A 1,666-nucleotide genomic window follows, 5' to 3' on the forward strand; every position below is an offset into this window, starting at 1 on the left:
TTCATAGTAATTTTTAATCCACAGCTTTCCATAAAAATATATTACTATATTTAAAAATAAAAAATCTTCTAGTACGACTCTGCTACTAGAAGATTTTTTATGACAAACTATGCATTACAACAAAATTCGACATGCAATAAATATGCGACAGCCCTTGGGGTTGGGCTGCCTGAAATAAATAAAAAGGGGGCTATATATCTCTTTATTTATTTTGCACCTTTATTATATTACTATTTCAATCCATATTCAAGTATATTTATAAAAAATTTTATAAAAAATACATATTTTTATTGGAAATTTCTTAATATATTAACAATCTTTTTAAATTTAGAGGTTTTTCATCATAAAAATGTATATTTTATTAATATTCTGTTAATTCGTAAGACATATTGTTACATAACCCTTATACAATTGAGAATTGACGATTGACAATGGACAATTATGGATACTTCTCTTTTAATAAGAGAAGCTTTTAATTAATTTCTTTTTAAAGTGACACAGTCACTTTTATTGAAAAATGCATTTGAAGAAATTAATTTCAATCATAATTGTCAATTTTCCATTCTCAAATATCTAATTGTAGAGGCGAACAGTGTTCGCCATAATATTTTTTATATTAATATTAAATTATGAGACATATACAAAAAAACTGGTGAACACTGTTCACCTGTACTAAAAAAACTAGCAATTATATTGCTAGTTTAAAATCAGTTAAAGAAATTAATTTGTAAAGAATTAATTTCAACCGTAATTGTCAATTTCAATTTTCCATTTTCAATTATCTAAGTTTTTTCTACACATTTTTAAGCATTTCTATTTCTTCTTCCGTTAATTCTCTATATGTGCCTTCTTCTAAACTTTCATCTATTTTAAGTGGACCAAAGCTTATTCTTCTTAAATAAACTACAGATTTACCTACTGCTTCAAACATTCTTTTAACTTGATGAAATTTACCTTCTTGAATTGTGACTAAAACTTCTGACCCATGCTCGCTAGCTTCAAGTATTTCTAATTTAGCAGGCATACACTGATATCCATCATCTAATATAATCCTATTTTCAAAAGCTTTAACATCTTCTTCTGTAACTACTTTATCTATTTCAGCATAATAAACCTTATCTACATGACTTTTAGGAGATATTAATTTATGATTTAACTCTCCATCATTAGTTATTAAAAGTAATCCTACTGTATCTTTGTCTAGTCTTCCTACAGGAAATGGTTTAAACACTTGATATTCTGGCTCTAAAATATCTATTACTGTTTCATCATAATTGTCAAAGGTAGCACTTACCACTCCATCAGGTTTATTCATCATTATATATATAAATTCTCTATAGTTTAAAACTTCCCCTTTAACCTCAATAACATCAACTTCAGGGTTAATTTTTATAGCACTATCTTTAACTTCTTCCCCATTAACTAAAACTTCTCCTTTTTTGCATAGTGCCTTAACCTCTTTTCTACTTCCATGACCTAAATTTGCTAAAACTTTATCTAATCTTTCCATCATATTCTAATCCTACCTTTCAACCGCTAACTTAACACTCCTTATTATATACATTTAGAATAAAATAAAACAAGAGGTTATTCAATTCACAATTCACAATGCAAAATTCACAATTATGGATATTCCTCAGTGGTAACTGAGAAATTTAAAATTGAT

Annotated in this window: 1 protein-coding gene; it reads right to left on the reverse strand. The window is 26.8% G+C overall.

Annotated features, from left to right (window positions below; translation table 11 throughout):
- Positions 1 to 793: 793 nt before the first annotated feature.
- Positions 794 to 1,510, reverse strand: coding sequence for a pseudouridine synthase (locus ACY1IQ_RS21065; RefSeq protein ID WP_461615464.1), 717 nt, complete (start codon positions 1,508 to 1,510; stop codon positions 794 to 796).
- Positions 1,511 to 1,666: the final 156 nt, after the last annotated feature.

The sequence above is a fragment of the Clostridium sp. Marseille-QA1073 genome (assembly GCF_054863625.1).

Coding starts and splice junctions, on each gene's coding strand:
- ACY1IQ_RS21065 (WP_461615464.1), bottom strand. CDS start 1,510: ATGGAAAGATTAGATAAAGTTTTAGCAAATTTAGGTCATGGAAGTAGA.